Here is a 24456-nt window from a genome sequence, read left to right on the forward strand (position 1 = left end):
AATCAATAGATTAGGGAAGGACGATTATATGTCCAGGTTTGAAGAAATAAGTATTTTAAAAGAAATTGCTGAACTTTTAAACGAAGGAGCAGATTCCAATACCGTTTTAGCTGGGGTATTACGAAAACTTCTACACCTTACAGGGCTGCAGACAGGCTGGATTTTTTTAATCGATGAAAAAGGGCAACATCAACTGACAGCCAATGAGTCTTTACCTGAACCATTGGCACATAACAATAACCAAAGAATGTGTAAGGGTGATTGCTGGTGTGTTAGTCGGTACAACAATGGTAAGTTGAACAAGGCGGTCAATATTATAGAATGTCAGCGTATTGAGAATGTAATCCTCGAAAATGCGGGTGACACAGGCGGTCTAACCCATCATGCTACCGTCCCGCTAAGAGCAGGGAATGAGAGATTCGGATTACTAAACGTAGGTTCCCCTCATAAAACACACTTTCAAAAAGATGAACTAGCACTGCTCGAAGCAGTCGCTTTCCAAATTGGCACTGCTCTTAAAAGAATTAAGTTAACGCAAAGAGAACAGGAGACGGCATTAATTTCTGAGCGTAATCGACTTGCAAGGGATTTGCATGATTCAGTGAATCAATTACTGTTTTCTCTAAGTCTGACCGCTAGAGCAGGCAGAGAAATGACAGATAACGAAGAAGTACAACAAACTTTTTCATATATACAAGATTTAGCACAAGATGCACTTGGGGAGATGCGAGCCTTGATATGGCAGTTAAAACCACAGGGACTTGAAAATGGGATTGTAAGTGCCTTAAAGAGTTATGCTGAAATGCTGGCTTTAACTATTGATGCAAAGCTAACAGGAATCTCAAGCTTTCCGGAAAAAGTAGAGGAAGCACTGTGGAGAATTGGGCAGGAAGCACTTGGCAATTGTAAAAAGCATGCGCAGACTACACATATTTCGTTATCTTTAATTAGAAGCAATGATTCTGTGACAATGACGATTCAAGACCAAGGCTGTGGATTCTATTTTGATGAGAACCTTGAACTTCCATCGTTCGGATTAAAAAATATGAAGGCGCGAACAGAGGCTTTAAGAGGAACATTTCTGCTAACGAGCGAACCAGGACGCGGAACGGAGATTAAGATACAAATTCCAATCTAGGGGGAGAAACAATGGGGATCCGAATTATGATTGCCGATGACCATCATGTCGTAAGACGGGGTCTGGCATTTTTTCTAAAAACACAGCGAGACATTGAAATTATCGGTGAAGCGGGCAATGGTAAAGAGGCGGTTGAACTAGCAAGAACGTTAAAGCCCGATTTAATCCTCATGGATCTTGTTATGCCGGTGATGGATGGAATTCAGGCAACCATACTAATTAAAAAAGAAATGCCAGAAATAAAAATTATGATGTTAACGAGTTTTTCTGATCAGGACCATGTCATTCCAGCCTTAGAAGCGGGTGCGTCGGGGTATCAATTAAAAGACATTGAGCCGGATGAGTTAATCAAATGTATTAAAAAAATAATCGCTGGCGAAAATCAGCTTCATCCGAAAGCCACCTCGCATCTGCTGGCTAACTTATCCAATAAAGAGAGCAATGAAAAGAATTTAGTTGAGCAGCTGACGAAAAGAGAATTGGATGTGCTCAAAGAAATCGCAAGGGGAAAAAGCAATAAGGAAATAGCTTCTTCTCTGTTCATTACTGAAAAAACCGTGAAAACACATGTTTCAAATCTCCTGTCAAAACTTGAATTAGCAGACCGGACTCAAGCAGCCCTCTTTGCGGTGAAAAACCAACTAGTGGATTAATAAAAACAGAATATTTTTATTCTTTTCCTTCACTGCTAACTTTTTCTATTCCTTTAAATTTATGTGTTAGAATGAAATACATGAAACACTGAGGGAGAGAAAGCGATTGTACGAATTTTTTAAAGGAACCGTGGAGTTTGTTGGTCCTGAATATATTGTGATTGAGAATAATGGGATTGGCTATCAAATAGCAACGCCGAACCCGTTTATTTATTCTAGTAAAATGAATACTAATGTTACTGTCTATACATATCACTACGTCCGTGAGGATTTAATGTCGTTATATGGGTTTGAGACAAGAGAAGAGAAAAAGTTGTTTACGAAATTATTAAATGTTTCAGGGATAGGACCAAAGGGGGCACTGGCTATTTTGGCTTCCGGTGAAGTCCAACAAGTTGTTTCAGCGATTGAAAATGAAGATGAAAGCTTCCTAATAAAATTCCCAGGAGTCGGTAAAAAAACAGCACGACAAATGATTCTTGATTTAAAAGGAAAATTGCAGGATATTGTTCCCGATTATTTTCCAAATTTATTTAATGCAGATACATTCCCAAGTGCTGCAGAGTCAACCAATAACGCTTTTGAAGAGGCCATTCTTGCCTTGAAAGCACTTGGTTATTCTGATAAAGAAGTAAAAAAGATTTCACCAGAGTTAAGAAAAGAACAACTGTCAACCGACCAGTATATTAAAAAAGCCCTGCAGCGGCTTTTAAAATAAGGTGATTATTCATGGATGAGAGAATTATTTCTAGTGAAGCAGACCAGAGCGAAATCTCCTTAGAGCAAAGCCTCAGGCCACAAACGTTAAAACAATACATTGGTCAAGATCAAGTAAAAAAAAGTCTAGAGATTTTTATTGAGGCTGCAAGACTCCGCAAAGAAACCTTGGATCATGTGCTTCTGTATGGACCTCCTGGATTAGGAAAGACGACGCTTGCTGTTATTATCGCCAATGAAATGGGTGTGAACATTCGGACAACATCAGGTCCTGCTATTGAAAGACCTGGAGATTTGGCTGCGATTCTTACGGCACTCGAGCCTGGTGACGTTTTGTTTATCGATGAAATACACCGGCTTCCAAGACAGATTGAAGAAGTCCTTTATCCGGCAATGGAGGATTTTTGTCTAGATATTGTCATTGGAAAAGGTCCAAGTGCTCGTTCAGTACGTCTGGATCTTCCACCGTTTACGCTTGTTGGGGCTACGACGAGGGCAGGCTCTTTATCAGCTCCGCTTCGTGACAGATTTGGAGTTTTGAGCAGACTCGAGTATTATAAGGAAGACCAATTGAAAAATATTGTTCTACGAACAGCAGATTTATTTGAAACGAAAATTGACGAACAGTCTGCTGCTGAAATTGCTAGGAGAGCGCGGGGAACCCCTAGAATTGCTAACCGTTTACTTCGCAGGGTAAGAGACTTTGCACAAGTTAAAGGAAATGGTGAAATAGATTTACCATTGGCAAGGGAGTCTTTGGAACTCCTGCAGGTAGATAAACTTGGGCTTGACCATATTGACCATAAGCTCCTAAAGGGTATCATTGAAAGATTCCGAGGTGGGCCTGTAGGACTTGATACTATCGCCGCTTCAATTGGTGAAGAGTCAGAAACGATTGAAGATGTATATGAACCGTATCTACTGCAAATTGGCTTTTTACAACGTACTCCAAGAGGAAGAATGGTAACTGATTTAGTCTATCGCCATTTTGGCAAGGAGCCACCACAACAGTAATTTTGATAAGTAGGGATGTTATTTTATGAAGGTAGATTTATTTGATTTTCATTTGCCTGAGGAGTTAATTGCACAAGTTCCACTTCAAAACCGAACGGATAGCAGATTAATGGTTGTAAATAAGAAAACAGGCGAACTAAAACATGAAATTTTTAAAAATATTAGTGAATACTTGCGTGAAGGGGATTGCCTAGTATTGAACGATACAAAGGTACTCCCGGCACGCCTTTTTGGTGTGAAAAAGGATACTGGTGCCAAAATCGAAGTATTACTGCTGAAGCAGTTGGAAGGCGATCAGTGGGAAACACTTGTTAAGCCGGCAAAGCGTATCAAAGAAGGAACTGAAATTGACTTTGGTGAGGGATTGCTTACAGCTGTTTGTACCGGAACCTCCGAGCATGGTGGCAGAATATTGGAGTTTAACTACGAGGGGATTTTTTATGAGGTACTTGATCAATTAGGAGAAATGCCGCTCCCCCCATATATTAAAGAACAGCTGGATGACAGAGACCGATATCAAACCGTATTTGCCCGTGAGCCAGGGTCAGCCGCTGCCCCAACAGCAGGACTGCATTTCACTGAAGAACTGCTGAATGAAGTAAGAGAAAAAGGTGTTCATATTGCATTTATTACGCTTCATGTTGGCCTTGGGACATTCAGACCTGTAAGTGTGGACGATGTAATGGAGCACGATATGCATTCTGAACTTTATATGCTTACAGAAGGAACGGCACGTTTGCTAAATGAAGTCCGAGCCAATGGCGGCAGGATTATTACTGTCGGTACCACATCAACCCGGACGCTTGAAACCATAGCGTCAGATAACAATGGCACCTTCATCCCGAGCAGCGGATGGACCAATATATTTATCTATCCAGGGTACGAATTCAAGGCAATCGATGGAATGATTACAAATTTCCATTTGCCAAAATCAACACTGATTATGCTCGTTAGTGCGTTGGCTGGCAGAGAAAATATCTTGCATGCCTATCAAACTGCTGTAAACGAACGCTATCGCTTTTTCAGTTTTGGAGATGCGATGCTCATCATCTAGGTTAACTAGGGTAGTCTTTTGATTTACCCTAAAGGAAGGAGAAAGAGAATTTGACTGCAATTCGATATGAATTTATCAAAACATGTAAGCAAACTGGTGCCCGTTTAGGAAGAGTACATACACCGCATGGTTCCTTTGATACACCTGCATTTATGCCGGTAGGAACACTTGCTACCGTAAAAACAATGTCTCCTGAGGATTTAAAAGAAATGGGTGCTGGAATTATATTAAGTAATACCTATCACTTATGGCTCCGTCCTGGAAATGAAATTATTAAAGAGGCTGGCGGCCTTCATAAGTTTATGAACTGGGACCGTGCAATCCTAACTGATTCTGGCGGCTTTCAGGTTTTTAGTTTAAGTGAATTCCGTAAAATTGAAGAAGAAGGCGTTCATTTCCGTAATCATATGAGCGGTGAAAAATTATTTTTATCACCTGAAAAAGCAATGGAAATTCAGAATGACCTTGGTTCCGATATTATGATGGCATTTGATGAATGCCCGCCGTTCCCAGCAACCTATGAATACATGCAGAAATCAGTTGAGAGAACGTCTCGTTGGGCAGAGCGCTGTTTAAATGCTCATCAACGGCCAAGTGATCAAGGCCTATTTGGAATTGTACAAGGTGGAGAGTACGAGGAACTCAGAAAGCAGAGTGCAAAAGACTTAGTTTCGCTTGATTTTCCTGGATACGCCGTCGGTGGATTGTCTGTTGGGGAGCCAAAGGACATAATGAATCGTGTGCTTGAATTTACGACACCATTGCTGCCATCCGACAAGCCACGATACCTGATGGGGGTAGGATCACCAGATTCATTGATTGATGGAGCGATTCGTGGGATTGATATGTTTGACTGTGTCCTGCCAACTCGTATTGCTAGAAATGGTACATTAATGACTAGCACGGGACGTCTAGTGGTGAAAAACGCTAAATTTGCAAAAGATTTCGGTCCACTCGATCCAGATTGCGACTGCTACACATGCAAAAACTATAGCAGGGCATACATTCGTCACTTAATTAAATGTGATGAAACTTTTGGAATTCGATTAACTAGTTACCATAATCTCTATTTTCTGTTAAGATTAATGGAGAAGGTCAGACAAGCTATCCGAGAGGACAGGCTTGGTGATTTCCGAGAAGAGTTTTTTGAACGTTATGGTTTTAACAAACCGAACGCGAAAAATTTCTAATAGATGATTATTGAAAGGAGGGAAACAATATGCAAGGACTAGGTTCGATCATTCCATTAATATTAATGTTTGTATTATTTTATTTCCTACTGATTCGTCCGCAACAAAAACGTACAAAAGCTGTACAACAAATGCAAAACGAATTGAAAAAAGGTGATAAAATTGTCACGATTGGCGGTTTACATGGTTTTGTCGATTCAATCGATGAAAGCAAAGTCGTGATTAAGTGTGGAGACGGCAGCCGTCTAACATATGATCGTAATGCGATTCGTGAAGTAACAGAATCTGCAAAAACTTCAACAACAGCTGAAGTGTCTTTAGACAAAAAATAAAGTGAAAAAAGGAAGCCAGGCATTTCTGGCTTCCTTTTTCTATGCTGTTCTAGAATTACTTGTTGATATATTTACCCCAAGGATTCCGCCCATCATAGCAATTAACGTATAGCACACATGGTAGATAACTTGTTCCACGTCAAATAGGCGATCAAAGCCTAAATACTGGAACAAAAAGACAATGAGGCTATAGATTAAGCCAGTTAATCCCCCAATGAGCCAGCCTTTTTGCTTTCGCTTTCCGCCAGAAAGAAATCCTCCTCCAAATAGCCCAATAAAGGAAACAGCTGTAATAATGTATTGAAGTGACACTTCCTGAACTGAAGTAAATCTAAGAATTACTGAAAAAATAACGCTGCTGATAATCGCAAATAAGAAGATGAAAATTAACCCGTACAAAATAGCTGTACCAAAGCTTTTTGATTCGATTTGACTCTCCTCCTTCATGTTACCTTTCTTAGAATCAAGATAATCAGATTCTTACCTAGTACAAGCATATTCGCCTATTTTAAAAGTAGAATCGAAATTTCACAGTTTTTATTACCTTTGGAATTTTATTCCTCAAATGAATACGTAAAAAATGCTAATAATACTTAAGAATGTAAAAAAAGGGGCGACAGTGGTGGAGATATACGCGACGATCATAGTAAGAACAGTATTTTTTTACCTCCTTATTCTTGTTATTTTTCGGTTAATGGGAAAAAGAGAAATTGGAGAATTAAGTGTTCTCGATCTTGTCGTTTTTGTCATGATCGGTGAATTGGCTATTATCGCAATCGAAAGTCCTAAGGAACCTGCCATTCATGCTGCAGTTCCTATGGTTTTATTAATGCTAATTCAAATAATCTTAGCTAAGTTGTCATTAAAGAGTAAAAGGTTTCGTGATCTTGTGGACGGTAAGCCAACCATTATCATAAATCGTGGGAAGATAGACGAAGATGCAATGAGAAAACAACGGTATAACTTTGATGATTTGCTCACCCAATTAAGGGAAAAGGACATCAGAAGTATCGCAGACGTTGAGTTTGCTATTTTGGAATCATCAGGTAGTTTATCTGTTATCGAAAGAATGAATAATAGTGACGGACAACCCAAAGATGGAGATATTACGATACCATTAATCATTGATGGAAATATTGAAGAAGAACATTTAAAACGAATTAACAAAACGAATTTATGGCTCAGGCAGGAATTAAAAAAAATGGGATACCGTGATGTAAGAAAAATTTCCTTTTGTAGTTTTGAGAATGGGAAGTTCTTTGTCGATATTATGGACGAAGAGTAAAAAGACACGCAAGCTGCGTGTCTTTTTATTAGATTGGAATTAAGTTCCGTATAATCGGTATTCTTTTGAGCTCTTCTTTTTTAATTAAGCCGGCAAGTATGATTAAGAAAATATAAACGATGGACATTCCTGACGCTGCGGACAATACTCTTATCGCTAAATGTTCCGCGAGAAGAATGTGCGCAAATAACCAATAGCCTATCCAGGCTGAGATTCCCATAATAATGGCTCCTTTTAGGTAATCACGAACATGTAAACTAAAAGAAATTTTCTTTAGCACAGTAGCAAAATGGAGAACTGTAACTAAGACAAAACCTACGATTATCCCTAATGCAACTCCTGTTATCCCGAAGGAGGGCTGCGAAGCAAGCAGGAAGATAACAGCCGTTTTAATAATCGCGCCAATTAAACTATTGATCATTGCTGCCCTAGCTAGGTTGAGTGCCTGCAGCACTGCCTGAAGCGGCCCTTGATAATAATAAAATAAAAAGAAGGGTGCCATGATTCGGATGAAGTAAGATCCTTTTGTTGAGCCATACATGAGCTCCATCAGTGGATCCGCTAAGACGTAAAGGACAATAACCGACAACCCACCGGTTAAAAAGGCAAAGCGTAATGCTTGCTGCAGCCGATGTTCAATCAATTGAGGATTATTTTTTGAGTTGGCTTCACTTATGGCAGGGACAAGTGATGTTGCTAATGAGTAAGTTACAAACGATGGGAGCATTAATAAAGGCATCGCAAACCCAGTTAGTGACCCGTACTGTTTAGTCGCTTCAATCGCTGCCACACCAGCAATGGCTAAACTATGGGCAACAACAATGGGTTCAAAAAACCAAGCAACAGACCCAATCATTCGGCTTCCCATTGTTGGCAAGGCAATTTCCATTAAGTCTTTAAATGTTTTCTTTCCTGAGTGCACAAATTGAAAGAAATTCTTTCTCAATTTAAATCGCTTTTTTAATTTAAAGGCAGTCATTAAATAAACTAAAGATACAACTTCACCAATGATCGCGGCCACCATTGCTGCAGCCGCAGCATATTCGATTCCATAAGGTAGAAACGCTTTGGTCATGACAGCGATTAAGGTAATTCTCACGAGTTGTTCTAAAATCTGCGAAATAGCAGAAGGGCGCATATTTTGTCTGCCCTGAAAATAGCCCCTCAAAACGGAAGAAACCGCGATAACAGGGACTACAGGTGCAATTGCGATTAAAGGATAATACGTTCTCGGATCGGTAAATAGCGTGGTGGAGAGAATTGGCGCTAATAAAATTAAGGCCGGAGTAAAAATAAGCGATAGCGAGATCGTTATTGCCAGTGAAACAACGAGAATCTTTTTTATTTCCTGATGATTTCCTTTTGCCTCGGCCTCGGCAATATTTTTTGAAATGGCGACAGGTAGTCCCATTTGTGTTAAGGTCACAACAAGGATAAAAGTGGGAAAAGCCATCATATATAGGCCAACCCCTTCTTCACCAATACTTCGTGCTATGACAATTCTGTTAATAAATCCAAGTACCCTCGTTATTAATCCTGCAAATAATAGGATAAAGGTCCCTTTTAAAAACTTCGACATACTACTTCCCACCTTCTCAAAAAAGAAGAATTCATATACAATTAATCTATATGCATAAGGGTGGACAAAGCATGACAAGGTGTTTTTATTTTAGAGATAATAGATAGGGACTTAAATGTCCTCAGGAGGCAACATCAATGGAGAAAAGCCACGCATACAATCATTTTCACACTCAGGTAAAACCTGCTTTAGTAAGCAAGCTGGAAGAATTTCGCCTGCTAGGTTATAACGAAGTTTCAGAAAGTGGACTTTGGGATTTTCTCACCAAAAAAAAATGGAAGAAGGTTAAGCCTGAAATCAGACTTTATGAAATCATAGACGATATTCTATCTGTTAAAGTAAGTGATTACATAAGCTTTACCACGATTGAAATGTATAAAAACAATGACTTTAATCTAAATGATGAAGACGAATGGAAAGATTTATTAAAATAGACATCTCTAGTTTAAATTGACAGTATTTATAAACTATTTCATAATGAAAGCAATGATTTTTTTATACAAGGCTTCACGTTGCAGTGCTTTGCTTTAAGCCCCAAAGGAGGAACAATACATAATGGTTAAACGCAGTAGAATTATCGCTTTCCTACTAGTAGTTTTACTGATAGGAAGCACAATGGGGGTTACCTCAACAGGTATATTAAAAGACATAAAGCTAGGTTTGGATCTACAAGGCGGATTTGAGGTTTTGTATGAGGTTACACCAGCAAAAAAAGGTCAGGAAATTAACAAAGAGGTTATGGCCAGCACCGCGGAAGCACTAGATAAGCGGATTAATGTTCTAGGGGTTAGCGAACCGAATATTCAAATCGAAGGTGAAAATCGGATTCGTGTCCAGCTCGCTGGAGTAACGGATCAAAATGAGGCGCGTGAGATTTTATCTACTCAAGCGAACCTTACTTTCCGCGACGCTAATGACCGCGTCATGATGGACGGAGCCGATATAGCGGAAAATGGCGCAAGCCAAACGTTTGATGAAAATGGAGCACCGAGTGTTTCATTGAAACTAAAAAGTGCCGAGAAATTCAAAAAAGTTACAGAAGAAATTGTCAATATGGCACCGAATAATTATTTAGTAATTTGGCTTGATTTTGAGGAAGGAAAAGATTCCTTCAAAACGGAAATTACAAAAGAAGATCCGAAATTTTTATCAGCACCAACCGTAAGAGAAATCTTTAATCAAAATACAGTTTCCATCGTGGGGAGCTTTACAGCAGAGGAAGCCCAAGAACTCGCTTCACTCTTAAATGCGGGAGCACTTCCTGTCAAACTTACTGAAGTTTATTCTACTTCAGTTGGAGCTAAATTTGGGGAACAGGCATTGAATGAAACTGTCTTTGCCGGCATCATCGGGATTGCAATCATTTATTTATTCATGCTTGTATATTATCGTTTCCCAGGATTCATTGCTGTAGTGACCTTATCCATTTATATCTACCTTGTTCTACTCGTTTTTGATTGGATGAATGCTGTATTAACTCTTCCAGGGATAGCAGCCCTCATACTAGGGGTTGGTATGGCAGTTGATGCAAACATTATTACCTACGAACGAATTAGGGAAGAAATAAAGGTTGGTAAGTCAATAAAATCAGCTTTCCAAGCTGGCAGTAAAAGTTCATTTTCATCTATCATTGACGCAAATCTAACAACCATCTTAACAGCCGCTGTACTATTCTTCTATGGGACAAGTTCTGTTAAAGGGTTTGCAACAACATTAATTGTCAGTATTCTAATGAGCTTTGTTACAGCCGTGTTCGGTTCTCGTATTTTCTTAGGAATGTGGGTAAACAGCGGATTCCTAAACAAGAAGCCAGGCTGGTTTGCTGTCAAGAAGGCAGATATCAAGGATATTGCCGAGAATTATGACACATTAGATCTTCCAACCAGATGGGATAGATTTGATTTTGTAAAGGTTAGAAAACTATTCTTCATACTTTCAGGTGCATTCCTTGCTGTTGGCTTGGTGATACTCCTCATTTTCCGTTTGAATCTTTCCATTGATTTTTCAAGTGGGACACGGATTGAAGTGTTATCGGAGAAACCATTAACAACAGAACAAGTTAAAGATGCCTTGGAAAAATTCGATATTAAAACAGATGATATCCTGATTTCAGGCGAAAACAAGGATATTGCTTCTGCTCGATTAAAAGGAGTTTTATCGAAAGATGAAATTTCTGAATTAAAAACAGAACTTACTAAAGAATTTGGTGCGGAGCCAAATGTTAGTACAGTATCTCCAACAGTTGGGAAGGAAATTGCCAAGAATGCAGTAATTGCCCTAATTATTGCCTCGATAGGGATCATTATCTATGTGACCGTACGATTTGAAATGGCAATGGCAATCGCAGCAATAGTTTCCTTACTACATGACGCATTCTTTATGATTGTGTTCTTCAGTATTACCAGACTTGAAGTGGACCTTACGTTTATTGCGGCAGTGTTGACCATTGTGGGTTATTCCATCAATGACACGATTGTTACCTTTGACCGGATGCGTGAGAATTTAATAAAGAAAAAGCGTCTCAAAACCTTCGAGGATATTGCAGAGGTAGTAAATGTAAGTTTACGTCAAACATTAACACGTTCATTTAATACTGTTTTAACAGTTACATTTACCATTATTGCATTAATGATTTTCGGAAGTGAATCCATCCGCAACTTCTCTATTGCGATGTTTGTAGGATTAATTTCTGGTGTCTATTCATCTGTCTTCATCGCTACCAATCTTTGGGTTGTTTTAAAAGCAAAAGAACTGAAGAAGAAAGGTACCATCAAGACAGTAAAAGAAAAGAAAAGTTATTCAGATGAACCACAAGTGTAAGTTTAATGAAAACCGCGGCTGCGGTTTTCTTTTTTATTTGATTGAACTACGAATCTTGCTCCTGTATAATAGTAAGGTCTGAGGGGTGAACGCATGTTAAAGTCAAAAACTAGATGGATTGTTCGTGAATCTGATCAACAACTAGTAAAAACTCTCGAAAATGAATTGAAAATAACACCACTTGTTGCGTCGCTGCTTATCAACCGCGGATTAGATACCGTTGATTCTGCACGGTATTTTTTATTTGGAAATGAGCAATTCCATGATCCCTATTTATTAAAAGGCATGGATTTAGCAGTATCTAGAATTCGAGAAGCGATAGAAAAACAAGAAGCTATTTTAATATATGGAGATTATGATGCGGATGGAGTAAGCAGTACAACCGTATTAATGGTTACCCTTAAAGAATTAGGAGCCAATGTCCAATTTTATATTCCTAACCGTTTTACGGAAGGCTATGGTCCAAATGAAAATGCCTTTCGTCAAGCCGCTGAATCTGGATTTAAGTTAATTATTACTGTAGATACAGGTATATCTGCGATTCACGAAGCAGCAATTGCAAAGGAGATCGGTCTCGACTTAATCATCACAGATCACCACGAGCCAGGTCCTGTTTTACCAGAAGCACTTGCCATTATTCATCCTAAACTACCAGATAGTATCTACCCTTTTCGTGAACTTGCTGGTGTAGGGGTGGCATTTAAATTAGCTCATGCTCTTTACGGAGAACTACCAGAGCACTTATTGGAAATTGCTGTTATTGGAACGATCGCTGATTTAGTTTCATTAAAAGATGAAAACCGCCTGATTGCAAAAAAAGGGTTGGAAAAGCTTAAAGTCACAACAAACAAAGGTCTAAAGGCGATATTAAAAGTAGCAGGAGTAGACCAGCAGAATATTAACGAAGAAACAATTGGGTTTACACTAGCACCAAGAATCAATGCTGTAGGAAGATTAGAAAGTGCAGACATGGCTGTTGAACTTTTGCTTACAGGCGACCCATTAGAAGCTCAAAGTTTGGCACAGGAAATGGACGAATTAAACAAGACTAGGCAGTCAATTGTCAATTCGATTACCCTTGAAGCGATTGAAGAGGTTGAAAAAAATTATCCGATAGATACGAATTCAGTACTTGTCATTGGTAAAGAAGGCTGGAATGCCGGTGTCATTGGCATCGTTGCTTCTAGATTAGTTGAAAAGTTCTACCGACCGACCATCGTCTTAAGCTTTGACCAAGAGAAAGGTTTGGCAAAGGGATCTGCTCGAAGTATTGCAGGTTTTGACTTATTTAAAAACTTATCGGAATGCCGTGAAATTCTTCCTCACTTTGGTGGTCATCCCATGGCAGCCGGAATGACATTAAAGTTAGAAGATGTTTCAGACTTACGTCAGAGATTAAATAACCTTGCAAATGAACAATTAACAAAAGATGACTTTGTTCCAATTACCTTATTGGATCATCAAATAAATGTTGATGAGATCAATTTATCTTCACTAGATGAATTAAATCTACTTGCTCCATTTGGAATGGACAACCCTAAGCCAAAGGTTTTAATTCGTGATGTCCAAATATCCACGATGAGAAAGATTGGTTCAGAACAAAATCACTTAAAGGTGATGGTGAATGATAACGGTACGAATTTAGATGGAATTGGGTTTGGCCTTGGCCAGTTAGTCGACCATATTTCACCAGCATCAAAAATTTCGATAATTGGTGAATTAGCCATCAATGAGTGGAATAATATCCGTAAACCACAAATTTTCATACAGGATGTTTCGGTTGAATCATGGCAATTATTTGATCATCGTGGTGTAAAACGTATTCACTCATTGGTCAATACAATCCCCAATGAAAATCGAAATTATATTATTTTTAACAAAGAACAGTTGGATAAAATAGATCCTGCGCTTAAGAGTGAGGTAATACTCATCCAGGATGAAGCCCAAGCAAGGGCATTCAGTTCTCATCAAGCCAATGTAGTTCTCGTTGACCTTCCGCCATCAAAGGAAATCCTTTGTCATTTATTTAATGGAGAAAAGCCTGCTCGAATCTATGCGTACTTTCATAAAGAATCAAGTGATTTCTTTAGTACAATCCCAACGAGGGACCATTTTAAATGGTTTTATGCTTTCTTATTAAAAAAAGGACCAATTGATTTAGGTCGTCATGGGGATGAAATTGCAAAGCATCGCGGCTGGTCGACTGAAACGGTTACCTTTATGTCAAAGGTGTTTTCTGAACTAGATTTTGTTACAATAAACAATGGCTTTATTACTTTGAATAAACAATCACAAAAGCGTGACCTAACTGACTCGATTACCTATCAAACGAAACAATCTCAATATGCACTTGAAAGAGATTTACTATATTCATCCTTTCAACAATTAAAGAGTTGGTTTGACGAGGTTATGGACGAATCAGTTAAAATTGAGGAGGCAATTAAGTAATGGACTTAAAGCAATTTATCGCAATCGTACCGGATTACCCAAAACCAGGAATCACATTTAAGGATATTACTCCATTAATGAATGATGGAGAAGCATATAAGTATGCAACAGATCAAATTGTTTCTTATGCGAAAGACAAACAAATCGATTTAATCGTTGGTCCGGAGGCGAGAGGATTTATTATTGGCTGCCCTGTAGCCTATTCTCTTGGAATTGGCTTTGCACCTGTTCGTAAGGAAGGAAAACTGCCGCGTGATACGGTTAAAGTAAGCTACGGATTGGAATATGGAAGTGATGTTTTAACCATTCATAAGGACGCAATCCAGCCTGGACAACGAGTTCTTATTACAGATGACCTTTTAGCAACTGGTGGAACGATTGAAGCAACTATTCAATTAGTTGAACAGTTGGGCGGTGTGGTTGCTGGAATTGCTTTTCTGATTGAATTAACCTACCTCGAAGGCCGTAAGAAGCTTGAAGGCTACGACATCATGACATTGATGAATTATTAAAAGTAATGAGGGCACTCGTAACTGAGTGCTCTCTTGTTATAAGCAGAGAACTATTATTTTTATTATAATTCGACACTTTTTTCTTAAAATACAGTAAAATAAGTATCAATCCCTTTACATCGGAGCGTTTTTTTTCGATAATAGTAACATTCATGAGTAACTAGTTAAGATAGTGAAACATTTAATAATAAAAATATAAGATGAAAAATAAGGTGATTTTATGGCGAACGATCAAGTGCTAACCGCCGAACAAGTCATCGACAAGACGAGGGTCTATTTAAACGAGGAGCATTGTGAATTTGTAAAAAAAGCCTATGAATTCGCAAAACACTCTCATCGTGAACAATATAGAAAGTCCGGAGAGCCATACATTATCCATCCCATTCAGGTTGCTGGAATTCTAGCGGACTTAGAGATGGATCCTGCAACGGTTGCTGCTGGTTTTCTTCATGACGTTGTTGAAGACACAGATGTCACCTTAATGGACATCGAGACTGAATTTAATGACGAAGTGGCCATGCTTGTCGACGGGGTTACGAAATTAGGAAAAATAAAATATAAATCTCACGAAGAACAACAGGCAGAAAACCACAGAAAAATGTTTGTGGCAATGGCTCAGGATATCCGCGTTATTTTGATTAAACTTGCTGATCGTTTGCATAATATGAGGACACTTAAGCACCTTCCTGTTGAGAAGCAGCGGCGGATTTCTAATGAGACATTGGAAATTTTTGCACCTTTGGCCCATCGTTTAGGTATTTCTAAAATTAAGTGGGAACTGGAAGATACTGCATTAAGATACTTAAATCCACAGCAATATTATCGTATTGTGAACCTGATGAAAAAGAAACGTGCAGAACGGGAGCAGTATTTGGTCGATGTAATGGACGAGGTTCGCAGCCGAATGAAAGAAGTCTCCATTAATGCGGAACTTTCCGGAAGGCCAAAACATATCTACAGCATTTACCGGAAAATGGTTCAGCAAAATAAACAATTCAGTGAAATATATGATTTACTCGCCGTTCGAATTGTCGTGAATAGTATCAAGGATTGCTATGCTGTGTTAGGTATCATTCATACGTGCTGGAAGCCTATGCCTGGGCGTTTTAAGGACTATATTGCAATGCCGAAGCCAAATATGTATCAATCTCTTCATACGACTGTCATTGGGCCAAAAGGTGACCCATTAGAGGTTCAAATTCGAACATCTGAAATGCACCGTATTGCAGAATTTGGTATCGCGGCACACTGGGCGTACAAAGAAGGGAAAGCACTTAGTGATACAACTTCATACGAGCAAAAACTAACATGGTTTAGAGAAATCCTTGAATTCCAAAACGATACTGCCAATGCGGAAGAGTTTATGGAGTCACTAAAGATTGATCTATTCTCTGATATGGTTTTTGTTTTTACTCCAAAAGGAGATGTAATTGAATTACCGTCTGGTTCCGTTCCGATTGATTTTGCCTATCGAATTCACTCAGAAATCGGTAATAAAACGATTGGGGCCAAAGTGAACGGGAAAATGGTAACCTTGGACTATAGGCTTAAGACAGGTGACATTATCGAAATTCTAACATCTAAGCATTCTTATGGACCTAGTCAGGATTGGTTAAAGCTTGCGCAAACCTCTCAAGCTAAGAATAAGATTCGTGCATTCTTTAAGAAGCAGCGCCGAGATGAAAATGTCGATAAAGGAAAAGAGCTTGTAGAAAAAGAAATTCGTTCGATGGAATTTGATTTAAAAGAGATTTTAACGGCTGATAATTTGAAAAAGGTAGCTGAAAAATTTAATTTTGCCAATGAAGACGATATGTATGCAGCAGTTGGCTATAATGGTGTAACCGCACTTCAGGTAGCCAATCGTCTAACGGAAAAATGGCGAAAAAAGCGAGATCAGGAGCAATCTGCAACGATCACGAATGCGATTTCAGATATGAAATCTTTTCCTTCTACAAAAAAGAGGGAGTCTGGCGTACGAGTTGCTGGAATTGATAATTTATTAATCCGCTTATCCAGATGCTGTAATCCTGTCCCAGGTGATGAAATTGTTGGATTTATCACGAAAGGCCGAGGTGTATCCGTGCATCGTGCGGATTGTACAAATATTGACTCAAATGATGCGCAAACCAGGTTAATTCCTGTTGAATGGGAATCATCCTTAAATGATCGAAAAGAGTACAATGTTGACATTGAAATCAGTGGTTATGACAGACGTGGATTATTGAATGAGGTCCTGCAGGCAGTTAATGAAACAAAAACAAATATCTCGGCGGTTTCTGGCCGATCTGATCGCAATAAGATGGCGACAATCATTATGTCGATTGCGATTCACAATGTCAGCCATTTACAAAAAGTGGTTGAACGGATCAAGCAGATACCAGATATCTATTCGGTTCGCCGGATTATGAATTAGGGAGTTACTAAAATGCGAGTTGTTGTACAGCGCAGTAAGAATGCCAAAGTTACGGTAAATGGTGAAATAACGGGACAAATTTCTAAAGGCCTTGTTCTCCTTGTTGGTGTAACACATCAGGATAAAGAGGAAGACGCAGCCTTCTTAGCAGATAAAATTACAAACCTTCGGATATTTGAAGATGATGCAGGAAAGATGAATTTATCTTTATTGGATGTTGGTGGTGAAATTCTTTCTGTATCTCAATTCACCTTGTATGGGGATTGCCGTAAAGGAAGAAGACCCAATTTCATGGAAGCTGCTAGACCAGAACAGGCTAACCCGTTATATGAATATTTCAATGGCTTATTACGTGAAAAAGGTATCAAGGTGGAAACAGGTATCTTTGGTGCGATGATGGATGTGGAATTAATCAATGATGGTCCCGTTACACTAATTGTTGAGAGTAAGGGATAAAAAATGCTTGGCGCTTTATAAGCTGCCAAGCATTTTTTTTGTCTAGCTACAGCGCCTAGGGGCTTACGCTTTTCTTATTGCTCCTTAAAATATCGTGCAAGCCCGTTATAGAGGCCAGTTGCTGCGTTTTCTTGAAATTGACCAGACTTTAGTGTCATTTCTTCCGCTGAATTACTTAGGTAGCCGAGCTCCATCAAAACTGCCTGTCTTTGGTTTTCACGAAGCACATGATAATCACCTGAGCGAACACCACGGCTTTTTAACCTTGTTTGAGAATTGGTAGCATTATAAACATATTCAGCAAGTTCTTTTTGATAGGAATGATAGTAATAGCCTGTCATCCCCTTGATACTTCGATCTAGGTTACTATCATAATGCAAGCTGATAAAGGCATCCGATTGATGAACGCTTGCGAGCCTTACCCTTGATGGCAACGGAAGATACGAATCGTTGCTTCTTGTAAGAAATACATTTGCCCCAGCGGCTTTTAATTTATCGGATAATAGTTGAGCAGTCCGTAATGTTAGTTCTTTTTCAAGTGTTCCACTTGCACCGGTTGCTCCGGTATCAATCCCGCCATGACCGGGGTCAATAACAATCGTTTTGGAACGCAGATATCCTTCTGCCCCTTTTTTATCAATTCCTGGTCCTGTTCCATTGGTTGTTACAAGCCATCCTGCTATGTAACCATTTGTACCGTTCGGCAAGGTAATCTCATACCAATCATCTTCGACAGCCTTTATTGGATAGGTTTCTCCTTCGTTTGCCCGCTTAAGAACATTTGATTGAACGTTAGGATCCTTTCTGATGTTGGTTCCATTATGTAAGATAGTGACTTTGCTATCTTTAGCAAGTTCGCTGTTTCCTTTTTCCCTAGTAAAATACCATCCTGCTGCCCAGCCAATTTTACCTGGTTGATATTCGATTTTGACCCAATTGGATACTTCATCTAGAATAGTAAACTTCTGTCCCTTTGAAACGGATCCGATTATGTCGGAGTTAAGGGAAGTATCACTGCGAACACTAAGATTGCTGGCTGTTACTGTCCCAATGGCTCCATTGGAAGTAGATGGCTTATCTTTATCTCCAATTTGAACATAATCACTACTAACCCAAGCCCGTTGGTTAGAATAATTAATCTCCAGCCAATTATTTTTTTTAGAATAAATAGTAATAGAAGTCCCTTTTGTAAGTTTTCCAATAAGAGTTCCTGTGGTGGAAGGTTCGTTTCGGATATTCAATGTTTCAGTGACAATACCTGTACCAATGGATTTATTATTATCTTCTTCTTTTGAATCATTGTTATTATTGTTGTTGTTATTTTTAGTATCTATGAATTCTCTAGCGACCCAGCCTTCTCCAAATGTTGCGGAGATCTTTAACCAGTTTTCATTTTCATCAAGAACCGAGACGGCTTGTCCTTTATTTAAGTATCCAATAATGCGGAAACTTGTTCCAGGACCTGAACGCACCCTTAATTGATCGGTATTTGCTTCAGCACTCATTTTTTTTGAGTTAGTAGTGCTAGTTGTCGTTGTTCCATTAGAGGATTTTGTTACAACCCAGTTGGCAACCCAGCCTGTTTTTGCAGCTGAAAGCTGAATTTGAATCCAGTCGCCCTTTTCTTTAATAATAGTAAATTTTTCACCCTTTTTTCCTTGTTTTACAAGCTGGTAACTTAAACTCGGACCACTACGGATGTTAACAGTATCCTCAGCAATCGTAACAGAACCGTTTGCTGCCACACCTATATCTTGCGGAAGGAATACTGCAAAAATTAACATGAAACATACTAATAGAGGTATAAATCTCCTTTTCATCCATTCTCTCCCTTCACAATATCTTTCATTTTATCGTAAAAGGCCATGGAAATCATTCCTTAATTGTTAAAATTCTACTAATTTTAAATCTTCTATCACAGGTAAGTTTTTACGAAGGTTGGAAATAATAACAACTATAGTGATTTTTGAGAGGTGATGGGTGATGAGATCGAGCGAAAAAGGAAATAGCATACAATCAATGGACAGCAGGATTTTTGGTGTGGATTTCCATGATTTTATTCAAAGAGAACAGAGTAATACGACGTTTGAGCTTGCCTCCGAATTTGGATTAACGATCGGCGATGTTAGAAAGTTGAAAAAACATTTAGAAAGATCATAAATCCTTCTTGACAATGGATTCAATGCTCCGTAATATTAGATAAATAAAATATATGGAATAACCAATGATGGAGCATAGTAATTAAGGTGAAACATGACAAGAGAGGAAATGCCCTAGGCTGAAAGCATTTCTACATGGTACTTAATGAATGAACACTCCGAAGGCTTCTCTCTGAAAGGGTAACTCTAGTCGGAATGCATTCATTCCACCTAGTCGGAAATGAATTTCCGCCTCTAGTAGGAGAAGAACGTGAGCAGGCGTTAACTGTAAAAGAGGAAGTGCATGATTTTATATGCCTTCAACTAGGGTGGCACCGCGGGAATATAACTCTCGTCCCTTGTATTTATACAAGGGACGGGAGTTTTTTGTTGTTTTATAAATGTTTTACATAAAAAAGGAACTGTAAGGAGGAATACTGCTATGTCGATGAGCATTCCAAGAGGCACGCAGGACATTCTGCCAGGAGAGGTAGAAAAATGGCAGCTGATTGAAGCAAAAGCGAGAGAGCTTTGCGAGAAATATCAATATCAAGAAATTCGCACACCTATCTTTGAACATACGGATCTATTTTCTCGAGGCGTTGGTGATACCACGGATATTGTTCAAAAGGAAATGTACACATTTGATGATCGTGGCGGTCGCAGCCTTACGCTAAGACCAGAAGGAACAGCAGCTGTTGTAAGGTCGTTTGTTGAGAAAAAAATGTTTGGTTATCCTAATCAACCTGTAAAGCTTTATTATATGGGACCTATGTTCCGATATGAACGCCCGCAAGCAGGCCGGTTCCGTCAGTTTGTTCAATTTGGTATTGAAGCATTAGGCAGTAACGATCCAGCCATTGATGCAGAAGTAATTTCGCTTGCAATGAATTTATACAAGGAAATGGGCTTGAAAAAGTTAAAGCTTGTCATCAATAGTCTTGGCGATAAGGAGAGCAGAAGTGCTCACCGTAATGCGTTAATCAATCACTTTCAACCGCGAATCGGAGAGTTTTGTCAGGATTGTCAAAACCGTCTTGAAAAAAATCCGTTGCGAATCCTTGATTGCAAACAGGATCATAATCACGAATTAATGAAATCTGCACCGTCCATTATCAACTATCTAAATGAAGATTCGAAAGTTTATTTCGAAAAATTACAGAAGTATTTAACACAATTAGACATTGCGTTTGTAGTAGATCCGAACCTAGTTCGTGGGTTGGATTATTATAATCACACAGCTTTTGAGATTATGAGTGATGCAGAAGGATTTGGAGCGATTACTACTTTATGCGGCGGTGGACGTTATAACGGCCTAGCGGAAGAAATGGGCGGTCCAGAAACTCCGGGAATTGGTTTTGCAATGAGTATTGAGCGCTTCATTGCTGCATTAAAGGCTGAAGGAATTGAGCTTGAAATCAATCAAGGTATTGATTGTTATATTGCCTCCCTCGGTGAAGAAGCAAAGGATTATACAGTAGGACTTTTACAGAAGTTAAGGCTTGCTGGTGTATCGGCGGAGAGAGATTATTTAAACCGAAAAATCAAAGCACAATTTAAAGCAGCCGACCGTTTGAATGCAAAATATGTTGCCGTTCTCGGTGATGACGAACTTACTAATAATAAAATTAATCTAAAAAATATGGCTACAGGCGAGCAAATGGAAATCGAGTTATCACGCTTTGTAGAATATTTTCAAGAACTTAAGAGATAAGAGGAGAGGATCTTCATGTATGGGAGAACGTATTTTTGTGGCGATGTACCAGAGTCAGCCATTGGAGAAAAAATAACGCTTAAAGGCTGGGTTTCAAAACGCCGTGACCTAGGTGGATTAATTTTTATCGATTTACGGGACCGCACAGGTATCGTCCAAGTAGTTTTTAATCCGGATGTATCAAAAGAAGCACTAGAAACGGCTGAGAAGATTCGAAGCGAGTATGTTCTTGATATCCAAGGAACAGTGATTGCTCGTGAGGATGGAACGATTAATCCTAATTTAAAAACCGGTAAAATAGAGGTTCAAGCTGAAAGTGTAACGATCATTAACGAAGCGAAAACACCTCCATTTTCCATTACGGATAAAACAGATGCATCTGAAGATATTCGTCTAAAATATCGCTATTTAGATTTCCGTCGTCCGGTGATTTTTGAAACATTAAAAATGCGTCACCAAGTAACAAAGCAAATTAGAGATTTCCTAGATTCGCAAGGGTTCTTAGATATTGAAACACCTATCTTAACCAAGAGCACTCCTGAGGGAGCACGTGACTATTTGGTACCGAGCCGCGTTCATCCTGGTGAGTTCTACGCACTTCCACAATCACCACAGTTGTTCAAACAGCTATTGATGTTAGGTGGAATTGAGCGTTACTATCAAATCGCCCGCTGTTTCCGTGATGAAGATTTACGGGCAGACCGTCAGCCAGAATTCACTCAGATTGATATTGAAACTAGTTTCCTAGGCCAGGAAGATATCCTAGGCTTAATGGAAAAAATGATGACAGGGTTAATGAAGGAGGTAAAAGGTCTAGAAATTCCTTCTCCATTCCCACGGATGACCTATGATGAAGCGATGAGCCGATTTGGTTCAGATAAACCTGATACTCGTTTTGGCCTAGAGTTGGTTGACCTTTCTGAGGTTGTTAAGGAATCAGGCTTTAAAGTATTCTCAGCTGCAGTTGCAAACGGTGGTCAGGTAAAGGCTATTAATGTAACAGGCGGTGCCGAAAAGTATTCCCGTAAGGACATTGACGCCCTAACTGAATTTGTATCCGTTTATGGAGCAAAAGGACTCGCATGGTTAAAGGTGGATGCTGAAGGGTTAAAAGGACCGATTGCTAAGTTCTTCGCAGATGAGGATTCTCAGGCTCTAAGAACTGTGTTAAATGCAAATGAGGGAGACCTTCTCCTTTTTGTAGCTGACAAGAAAAGTGTAGTGGCTGATGCATTAGGTGCACTTCGCTCTAAACTCGGAAAAGAATTAGGGTTAATCGACCAAAGTAAATTCAATTTCTTATGGATTACAGATTGGCCATTGCTTGAGTATGGTGAAGAAGAAGGCCGCTATTATGCTGCCCATCATCCATTCACAATGCCAGTGAGAGAAGACCTGCCGTACTTAGATACAGATCCTGCTAGAGTTCGTGCACAGGCCTATGACCTTGTATTGAATGGTTATGAGCTTGGAGGCGGCTCGTTACGGATTTTTGAGCGTCCTGTTCAGGAAAAAATGTTTAGTGTTCTTGGATTTACACCTGAAGAGGCACAAGACCAATTCGGTTTCTTGATGAACGCTTTTGAATATGGAACACCGCCGCATGGAGGAATTGCTCTTGGTTTGGACCGATTGGTTATGCTCCTTGCAGGCAGTACCAACCTGCGTGACACCATTGCTTTTCCGAAAACAGCAAGTGCCAGCGACTTGTTGACTAACGCGCCAGGTGAAGTTTCTGAAGCCCAATTAAAAGAACTGCATTTGTCACTAAATGTTACCAATAAAAACGAATAAAACGCTTTCATAATCTCTTGAATGGTTTTTCAATCTATGATATTATAAAGTCAATCAAATAAGTGTCCTGAAATGTTCGTTGTATTACCTAACTTTTGACCAACATTATTTCTTCGGGAGTCTGCCGTTTTCAAGTTGCGTAAAAGCCTCAACCTATACGGTTAAAGGGACTTACATAGACTTGGAATAAGACACCCACCTGCGAGAGTGGCGGGATCAAAAGAAGGAACTAGCGCGACGGCACCATTGGGACCCTTATAAAAATAGTCTCCTGCATCAGCAGGAGGCTATTTTTATTTGTGCATTTTTTAATTCCTATAGAAATACTTGAATTTGTTGACGAGTATGTTATATTTTTTTAGGGTAAAAGATATAGATAAGTCGAATTTTAATTTCTGGAGGATCCACATGCTGCATCAATTTTCTCGTAATGAACTTGCCATTGGCAAAGAAGGTCTAGATATCATGAAAAACAGTACTGTAGCTGTGCTAGGAATTGGCGGTGTTGGCTCATTTGCGGCAGAAGCACTTGCTCGTTCTGGGGTGGGACGCTTGATACTTGTTGATAAAGATACAGTTGATATCACGAATGTTAACCGTCAACTCATCGCGCTATTATCAACGGTTGGTCAGCCAAAAGCTGAACTGATGAAAGAGCGGATTAAAGATATCAATCCTGATTGTGAAGTCATAGCCTTAAAAATGTTTTACACGGAAGAGACATATGAAGAATTTTTTAACTATGGCTTGGACTTCGTTGTTGATGCTTCTGATACCATTATTTATAAAATTCATCTAATGAAAGAATGCTTAAACAGAAATATTCCGATTATCTCGAGTATGGGTGCCGCTAACAAAATGGACCCTACACGCTTTAAAATTGCCGATATCTCAAAAACACATACAGACCCAATCGCAAAAGTAATTCGCACGAAACTTCGTAAAGAAAGAATCCACAAGGGCATTCCAGTGGTCTTTTCTGATGAAAGTCCGATTGTGATTCGTGAAGATGTCAAAAAAGAGGTCGGGAATGCAAACGCGCCAATTCGAAAAGCACAAATGCCGCCTTCCTCTAATGCTTTCGTCCCATCTGCTTGTGGATTAATCATGGCAAGCTATGTAGTAAGAGAGTTGTTAGCAGATATCAAAATCACACGAGTTGCGGACGAAAAATAGTTGTAAGCCCCGAATCCAAT

21 protein-coding genes, 1 other RNA gene and 1 other annotated feature are annotated in these 24456 nt (G+C 39.3%); of the genes, 19 read left to right on the forward strand and 3 right to left on the reverse strand.

The window, feature by feature from the left end; genetic code table 11:
- Positions 1-28: 28 nt before the first annotated feature.
- The 7 genes from QUG14_RS25390 (at position 29) to yajC (ending at position 6098) form a co-directional block, all read left to right on the forward strand.
- Positions 29-1138, forward strand: coding sequence for a GAF domain-containing sensor histidine kinase (locus tag QUG14_RS25390; RefSeq protein ID WP_289343237.1), 1110 nt, complete (start codon positions 29-31; stop codon positions 1136-1138).
- Between the two features lie 11 nt (positions 1139-1149).
- Positions 1150-1791 (forward strand): response regulator, encoded by a 642-nt coding sequence (locus tag QUG14_RS25395; protein WP_289343238.1) that lies wholly within the window; start codon positions 1150-1152, stop codon positions 1789-1791.
- 106 nt (positions 1792-1897) lie between these two features.
- Positions 1898-2509 carry a Holliday junction branch migration protein RuvA gene (ruvA, locus tag QUG14_RS25400; protein WP_289343239.1) on the forward strand — a complete coding sequence of 204 codons (612 nt, stop codon included), beginning with the start codon at positions 1898-1900 and terminating at the stop codon, positions 2507-2509.
- Between the two features lie 11 nt (positions 2510-2520).
- A complete protein-coding gene (ruvB, locus tag QUG14_RS25405; RefSeq protein WP_289343240.1) occupies positions 2521-3522 on the forward strand; it encodes a Holliday junction branch migration DNA helicase RuvB in 1002 nt (333 codons plus the stop codon).
- A gap of 25 nt (positions 3523-3547) precedes the next feature.
- On the forward strand, positions 3548-4576 hold the full coding sequence (queA, locus tag QUG14_RS25410) for a tRNA preQ1(34) S-adenosylmethionine ribosyltransferase-isomerase QueA (protein WP_289343241.1): 1029 nt from the start codon (positions 3548-3550) through the stop codon (positions 4574-4576).
- 50 nt (positions 4577-4626) lie between these two features.
- The gene (gene tgt / locus QUG14_RS25415) at positions 4627-5766 is read left to right on the forward strand and encodes a tRNA guanosine(34) transglycosylase Tgt (RefSeq protein ID WP_289343242.1); all 1140 of its coding nucleotides are present in this window, start codon (positions 4627-4629) and stop codon (positions 5764-5766) included.
- Between the two features lie 29 nt (positions 5767-5795).
- Positions 5796-6098, forward strand: a complete 303-nt coding sequence (gene yajC, locus QUG14_RS25420) for a preprotein translocase subunit YajC (protein WP_289343243.1) — start codon at positions 5796-5798, stop codon at positions 6096-6098.
- A 39-nt stretch (positions 6099-6137) separates the two neighbouring features.
- Here yajC and QUG14_RS25425 read toward each other — a convergent pair whose 3' ends face one another.
- A complete protein-coding gene (locus QUG14_RS25425; protein ID WP_289343244.1) occupies positions 6138-6545 on the reverse strand; it encodes a TIGR04086 family membrane protein in 408 nt (135 codons plus the stop codon).
- Positions 6546-6720: 175 nt separating this feature from the next.
- On the opposite strand from QUG14_RS25425, the gene QUG14_RS25430 reads away from it, so the two are divergent.
- The gene (locus tag QUG14_RS25430; protein WP_289343245.1) at positions 6721-7383 is read left to right on the forward strand and encodes a DUF421 domain-containing protein; all 663 of its coding nucleotides are present in this window, start codon (positions 6721-6723) and stop codon (positions 7381-7383) included.
- Between the two features lie 28 nt (positions 7384-7411).
- Here the strand turns inward: QUG14_RS25430 and spoVB are convergent, their stop codons facing one another.
- Positions 7412-8962 carry a stage V sporulation protein B gene (spoVB, locus tag QUG14_RS25435; protein ID WP_289343246.1) on the reverse strand — a complete coding sequence of 517 codons (1551 nt, stop codon included), beginning with the start codon at positions 8960-8962 and terminating at the stop codon, positions 7412-7414.
- Between the two features lie 137 nt (positions 8963-9099).
- Here spoVB and QUG14_RS25440 point away from each other — a divergent pair, with 137 nt between their 5' ends.
- From QUG14_RS25440 to dtd, 6 genes are all read left to right on the forward strand, one after another.
- Positions 9100-9396 (forward strand): post-transcriptional regulator, encoded by a 297-nt coding sequence (locus tag QUG14_RS25440; RefSeq protein ID WP_289343247.1) that lies wholly within the window; start codon positions 9100-9102, stop codon positions 9394-9396.
- A 121-nt stretch (positions 9397-9517) separates the two neighbouring features.
- The gene (secDF, locus tag QUG14_RS25445) at positions 9518-11782 is read left to right on the forward strand and encodes a protein translocase subunit SecDF (protein ID WP_289343248.1); all 2265 of its coding nucleotides are present in this window, start codon (positions 9518-9520) and stop codon (positions 11780-11782) included.
- 93 nt (positions 11783-11875) lie between these two features.
- Positions 11876-14230, forward strand: coding sequence for a single-stranded-DNA-specific exonuclease RecJ (gene recJ / locus QUG14_RS25450; RefSeq protein ID WP_289343249.1), 2355 nt, complete (start codon positions 11876-11878; stop codon positions 14228-14230).
- Positions 14230-14742, forward strand: coding sequence for an adenine phosphoribosyltransferase (locus QUG14_RS25455; RefSeq protein ID WP_289343250.1), 513 nt, complete (start codon positions 14230-14232; stop codon positions 14740-14742). Before recJ ends, QUG14_RS25455 begins: the two co-directional genes overlap by 1 nt.
- Positions 14743-14962: 220 nt before the next feature.
- Positions 14963-17158, forward strand: a complete 2196-nt coding sequence (locus QUG14_RS25460; protein ID WP_289343251.1) for a RelA/SpoT family protein — start codon at positions 14963-14965, stop codon at positions 17156-17158.
- Positions 17159-17170: 12 nt separating this feature from the next.
- A complete protein-coding gene (dtd, locus tag QUG14_RS25465; protein ID WP_289343252.1) occupies positions 17171-17614 on the forward strand; it encodes a D-aminoacyl-tRNA deacylase in 444 nt (147 codons plus the stop codon).
- A gap of 74 nt (positions 17615-17688) precedes the next feature.
- Here the strand turns inward: dtd and QUG14_RS25470 are convergent, their stop codons facing one another.
- The gene (locus QUG14_RS25470) at positions 17689-19434 is read right to left on the reverse strand and encodes an N-acetylmuramoyl-L-alanine amidase family protein (protein WP_289343253.1); all 1746 of its coding nucleotides are present in this window, start codon (positions 19432-19434) and stop codon (positions 17689-17691) included.
- Between the two features lie 163 nt (positions 19435-19597).
- On the opposite strand from QUG14_RS25470, the gene QUG14_RS25475 reads away from it, so the two are divergent.
- The 5 genes from QUG14_RS25475 (at position 19598) to QUG14_RS25495 (ending at position 24436) form a co-directional block, all read left to right on the forward strand.
- Positions 19598-19774: a hypothetical protein gene (locus QUG14_RS25475; protein WP_289343254.1), complete on the forward strand. Its 177-nt coding sequence runs from the start codon at positions 19598-19600 to the stop codon at positions 19772-19774.
- A gap of 55 nt (positions 19775-19829) precedes the next feature.
- Positions 19830-20115, forward strand: a binding site (T-box leader).
- A gap of 79 nt (positions 20116-20194) precedes the next feature.
- Positions 20195-21466, forward strand: coding sequence for a histidine--tRNA ligase (gene hisS / locus QUG14_RS25480; RefSeq protein ID WP_289343255.1), 1272 nt, complete (start codon positions 20195-20197; stop codon positions 21464-21466).
- Between the two features lie 15 nt (positions 21467-21481).
- Positions 21482-23260: an aspartate--tRNA ligase gene (gene aspS / locus QUG14_RS25485; RefSeq protein WP_289343256.1), complete on the forward strand. Its 1779-nt coding sequence runs from the start codon at positions 21482-21484 to the stop codon at positions 23258-23260.
- A 61-nt stretch (positions 23261-23321) separates the two neighbouring features.
- A non-coding RNA gene (gene ssrS, locus QUG14_RS25490) (6S RNA) lies at positions 23322-23517 on the forward strand.
- 151 nt (positions 23518-23668) lie between these two features.
- On the forward strand, positions 23669-24436 hold the full coding sequence (locus QUG14_RS25495; protein WP_289343257.1) for a tRNA threonylcarbamoyladenosine dehydratase: 768 nt from the start codon (positions 23669-23671) through the stop codon (positions 24434-24436).
- Positions 24437-24456: the final 20 nt, after the last annotated feature.

It is taken from the genome of Neobacillus sp. CF12 (genome assembly GCF_030348765.1).
Taxonomy (GTDB): domain Bacteria; phylum Bacillota; class Bacilli; order Bacillales; family Cytobacillaceae; genus Neobacillus.

Excerpts from the sequence above, each read along its gene's own strand:
- QUG14_RS25390 (WP_289343237.1), top strand. The coding sequence starts at position 29 with ATGTCCAGGTTTGAAGAAATAAGTATTTTAAAAGAAATTGCTGAACTT.
- QUG14_RS25395 (WP_289343238.1), top strand. The coding sequence starts at position 1,150 with ATGGGGATCCGAATTATGATTGCCGATGACCATCATGTCGTAAGACGG.
- ruvB (WP_289343240.1), top strand. The coding sequence starts at position 2,521 with ATGGATGAGAGAATTATTTCTAGTGAAGCAGACCAGAGCGAAATCTCC.
- queA (WP_289343241.1), top strand. The coding sequence starts at position 3,548 with ATGAAGGTAGATTTATTTGATTTTCATTTGCCTGAGGAGTTAATTGCA.
- yajC (WP_289343243.1), top strand. The coding sequence starts at position 5,796 with ATGCAAGGACTAGGTTCGATCATTCCATTAATATTAATGTTTGTATTA.
- QUG14_RS25425 (WP_289343244.1), bottom strand. The coding sequence starts at position 6,545 with ATGAAGGAGGAGAGTCAAATCGAATCAAAAAGCTTTGGTACAGCTATT.
- spoVB (WP_289343246.1), bottom strand. The coding sequence starts at position 8,962 with ATGTCGAAGTTTTTAAAAGGGACCTTTATCCTATTATTTGCAGGATTA.
- QUG14_RS25440 (WP_289343247.1), top strand. The coding sequence starts at position 9,100 with ATGGAGAAAAGCCACGCATACAATCATTTTCACACTCAGGTAAAACCT.
- secDF (WP_289343248.1), top strand. The coding sequence starts at position 9,518 with ATGGTTAAACGCAGTAGAATTATCGCTTTCCTACTAGTAGTTTTACTG.
- recJ (WP_289343249.1), top strand. The coding sequence starts at position 11,876 with ATGTTAAAGTCAAAAACTAGATGGATTGTTCGTGAATCTGATCAACAA.
- QUG14_RS25455 (WP_289343250.1), top strand. The coding sequence starts at position 14,230 with ATGGACTTAAAGCAATTTATCGCAATCGTACCGGATTACCCAAAACCA.
- QUG14_RS25460 (WP_289343251.1), top strand. The coding sequence starts at position 14,963 with ATGGCGAACGATCAAGTGCTAACCGCCGAACAAGTCATCGACAAGACG.
- dtd (WP_289343252.1), top strand. The coding sequence starts at position 17,171 with ATGCGAGTTGTTGTACAGCGCAGTAAGAATGCCAAAGTTACGGTAAAT.
- QUG14_RS25470 (WP_289343253.1), bottom strand. The coding sequence starts at position 19,434 with ATGAAAAGGAGATTTATACCTCTATTAGTATGTTTCATGTTAATTTTT.
- QUG14_RS25475 (WP_289343254.1), top strand. The coding sequence starts at position 19,598 with ATGAGATCGAGCGAAAAAGGAAATAGCATACAATCAATGGACAGCAGG.
- hisS (WP_289343255.1), top strand. The coding sequence starts at position 20,195 with ATGTCGATGAGCATTCCAAGAGGCACGCAGGACATTCTGCCAGGAGAG.
- aspS (WP_289343256.1), top strand. The coding sequence starts at position 21,482 with ATGTATGGGAGAACGTATTTTTGTGGCGATGTACCAGAGTCAGCCATT.
- QUG14_RS25495 (WP_289343257.1), top strand. The coding sequence starts at position 23,669 with ATGCTGCATCAATTTTCTCGTAATGAACTTGCCATTGGCAAAGAAGGT.